The sequence below is a fragment of the Brevundimonas sp. genome (genome assembly GCF_032107865.1).
In the GTDB taxonomy this organism is placed as follows: Bacteria; Pseudomonadota; Alphaproteobacteria; order Caulobacterales; family Caulobacteraceae; genus Brevundimonas.
Map to the genome: position 1 here is coordinate 1 of NZ_DAMCNG010000262.1, position 3,343 is coordinate 3,343.

4 protein-coding genes are annotated in these 3,343 nt (G+C 65.5%); all 4 read right to left on the minus strand.

The window, feature by feature from the left end:
• Positions 1-87: 87 nt before the first annotated feature.
• The gene (mscL, locus tag RT567_RS15145) at positions 88-495 is read right to left on the minus strand and encodes a large-conductance mechanosensitive channel protein MscL (RefSeq protein ID WP_313577072.1); all 408 of its coding nucleotides are present in this window, start codon (positions 493-495) and stop codon (positions 88-90) included.
• 26 nt (positions 496-521) lie between these two features.
• A complete protein-coding gene (locus tag RT567_RS15150; protein WP_087141719.1) occupies positions 522-812 on the minus strand; it encodes an integration host factor subunit beta in 291 nt (96 codons plus the stop codon).
• 277 nt (positions 813-1,089) lie between these two features.
• Positions 1,090-2,787: a 30S ribosomal protein S1 gene (gene rpsA, locus RT567_RS15155; RefSeq protein ID WP_313577073.1), complete on the minus strand. Its 1,698-nt coding sequence runs from the start codon at positions 2,785-2,787 to the stop codon at positions 1,090-1,092.
• 183 nt (positions 2,788-2,970) lie between these two features.
• A partial coding sequence (locus tag RT567_RS15160) for a (d)CMP kinase (RefSeq protein WP_313577074.1) occupies positions 2,971-3,343 on the minus strand: 373 nt, incomplete at its 5' end.

The window sequence follows — 3,343 nt, forward strand, 5'->3', positions numbered from 1 at the left end:
AGCGCCGCCCTGCGGCTGGCGCCGGCGCCCGCGCGCCGCTCAGCGGTGGAAGCGAGGGCCTGACAGGGCCCTCGCAGCGACATCCCCTTAGGAACGCGCCTTCAGTTCGTCGCGGATTTCGGCCAGCAGGGCCTCGGTCGGCGTCGGGCCGGCTTCCGGCTCGGCCGGCTGCTCGCGGCGCATCTTGTTGATGGCCTTGACCGCCAGGAAGACCACGAAGGCCACGATCAGGAACTGGATCAGGGTGTTGATGAAGGCGCCGTACTGGATGGCCACCTTCTCGACCGCCTCGGTCGCCGGATTTTCGGGCACCAGCACCCATTCCATCTTGGAGAAGTCGACCTTGCCCAGCAGCAGGCCGATCGGCGGCATCACCACCTGGTCCACCAGGCTGGTGACGATCTTGCCGAACGAAGCGCCGATGATGACGCCGACCGCCAGGTCGACGACGTTGCCGCGCGCGGCGAATTCCCGAAACTCGGTCAGCAGGCTCATGGGATCTTCAGTCTTTCGATTAGAGGTCAGGCGTCGCCGGAAGCGTTGAGACGCTCGCGCAGTTCCTTGCCGCTCTTGAAAAAGGGCACGGCCTTGGCCGGGACTTCGACCGTCTCGCCGGTGCGGGGATTGCGCCCCGTCCGCGCCGGGCGGCTACGTACCGAGAAGGCGCCGAAACCGCGAAGCTCAACCCGACCGCCGTCCGACAGGGTCTCTGTCATACAGCCCAGGATCACGTTCACGACCCGCTCCACCTCAGCATGGGTGAGATGCAGGTTCTCAGCCGCCAGTTTCTCAATCAGTTCAGACTTGATCATTCAGGCCCCCGCCTTGGCTTCACCGTCCGGGACGACACCCTAACCGTCTGTCGCCACAGGAAGAAAGAGACAAAACGTATCGTCGTGAAGGTTTCTTGCTTTCGACGCGGACAGGTTTCGCCGCGCAAGAGGCTCGCGGAGAGAGAAAAAGCCGATCAGCGCTGCGATCGATTCCCAGAACGGCTCGACCCGAGCGGCGCCCGTGGATGCAGCGCGCAAAGAAAAAGGGCGGCCGGATCGCTCCGGCCGCCCCTGGCTTCCCGTTAGATGGGGAAACCTATTCCTTCGATGCGTTCTTGAGCGCGGCGCCCAGGATGTCGCCCAGCGAAGCGCCCGAGTCCGACGACCCGAACTGTTCGATGGCTTCCTGTTCGTCCTTCATCTCCAGAGCCTTGATCGAGATCGAGACGCGGCGCGTGGCCTTGTCTACGGCCGTGATCATGGCGTCGACGCGGTCGCCCACGGCGAAGCGCTCGGTGCGCTGCTCGTTGCGGTCGCGCGACAGGTCCGACTTGCGGACGAAGGCCGTGACCGGCGCGTCGTCTTCACCGAACTTCACCTCGATGCCGCCGGTTTCGATCGACGAAACGGTGACGGTGATCTGTTGACCACGCTTGTAGGTGTCGCCTTCCATCGGGTCGCCGCCGAGCTGCTTGACGCCCAGGGAGACGCGCTCCTTCTCGATGTCGACGTCCAGCACCTTGGCCTTGATCGTCTCACCCTTGCGGTAACGCTGGATGGCTTCTTCGCCCGACACGTTCCAGTCCAGGTCCGACAGGTGGACCATGCCGTCGATGTCGTTGTCCAGGCCGACGAACAGGCCGAACTCGGTGGCGTTCTTGACTTCGCCTTCGACGGTCGAACCGACCGGGTGAGCCTCCAGGAAGGCCTCCCACGGGTTGTTCTGAGCCTGCTTCAGGCCCAGCGAGATACGACGCTTGGCGCTGTCGACGTCCAGGACGATGACGTCCACTTCCTGCGAGGTGGAGACGATCTTGCCCGGGTGGACGTTCTTCTTGGTCCAGGACATTTCCGAGACGTGGACCAGGCCTTCGACGCCGGCTTCCAGCTCAACAAACGCGCCGTAGTCGGTGATGTTGGTGACGCGGCCGGTGTACTTGGCGTTGACCGGGTACTTGGCTTCGACGCCGTCCCACGGATCCGACTGCAGCTGCTTCATGCCGAGCGAGATGCGCTGGGTGTCCGGGTTGATCTTGACGATCTGGACCTTGACGGTGTCGCCGACGGCCAGGACTTGCGACGGGTGCGACACGCGCTTCCACGACATGTCCGTGACGTGCAGCAGGCCGTCGATGCCGCCCAGGTCGACGAACGCGCCGTAGTCGGTGATGTTCTTGACGACGCCTTCGCGGATTTCGCCTTCTTGCAGCTGGCCGACCAGCTCCGTGCGCTGTTCAGCGCGGGCTTCTTCCAGAATGGCGCGACGCGAGACGACGATGTTGCCGCGCGGACGGTCCATCTTCAGGATGGCGAAGGGCTGTTCCTTGCCCATCAGCGGGCCGACGTCGCGCACCGGGCGGATGTCGACTTGCGAGCCGGGCAGGAAGGCCGAGGCGCCGCCCAGGTCGACGGTGAAGCCGCCCTTGACGCGACCGACGATGGCGCCGTTGACCGGGTGGCCTTCGGCGAACACGGCTTCCAGACGGGTCCAGGCTTCTTCGCGGCGAGCCTTGTCGCGGCTGATGACGGCTTCGCCCAGGGCGTTCTCGACGCGCTCCAGGTAAACTTCGACGTTGTCGCCGACCTTGGGCAGGACAGCGCCTTCGCCCTGGCCGAACTCGCGCATGGCGATGCGGCCTTCGGTCTTCAGACCGACGTCGATGATGACGATGTCTTTTTCAATGCCGACGACGCGGCCGTGAACGACCTGGCCTTCGCCGAGGTCGCGACCTTGCAGCTGTTCGTCGAGCAGGGCGGCGAAATCGTCGCGGGTGGGGTTGAGGGTTTCAGTCATGGAAACTCTTGGGGTTGATGAAAAGGGGACGCGCACGGCCGAACGGACGCGCGCGAAAGGGGTGAGGAAGGGGAAGTCAGGTCGTCACGAAACGAGGCCAGGCGCGCGGGAGAGCGCACGTACGGAAAGCCAGAACGCCCGCGGCCGTCGAGGAGATCGGAGCGTTGGATTCGCCCGGCGGGATCAGATCCCGGCCCTGGCTCGCGCCGCCTCGACGATACGGCGGGCCGCATCGAAGGCGGCCTCTATACCCAGATCGGTCGTATCCAGCAAGACGGCGTCGTCGGCCTGGACCATCGGGGCGTCGTCACGGCCGGCGTCGCGGGCGTCGCGGCGACGAATATCCTCCAGCATGTCCTCGAAGGCGATGACCTCGCCGCGCGCTGTCAGCTGCTTCCAGCGACGCTCGGCGCGCACCTCGGGGCTGGCGGCGATATAGAGCTTGGCCGGGGCGTCCGGCGCGATCACCGTGCCGATGTCGCGCCCGTCCAGCACCGCCCCGCCGGCTTGCGCGGCGAAGTCCTGCTGCAGCTTTAGCAGGGCGGCGCGCACGCCC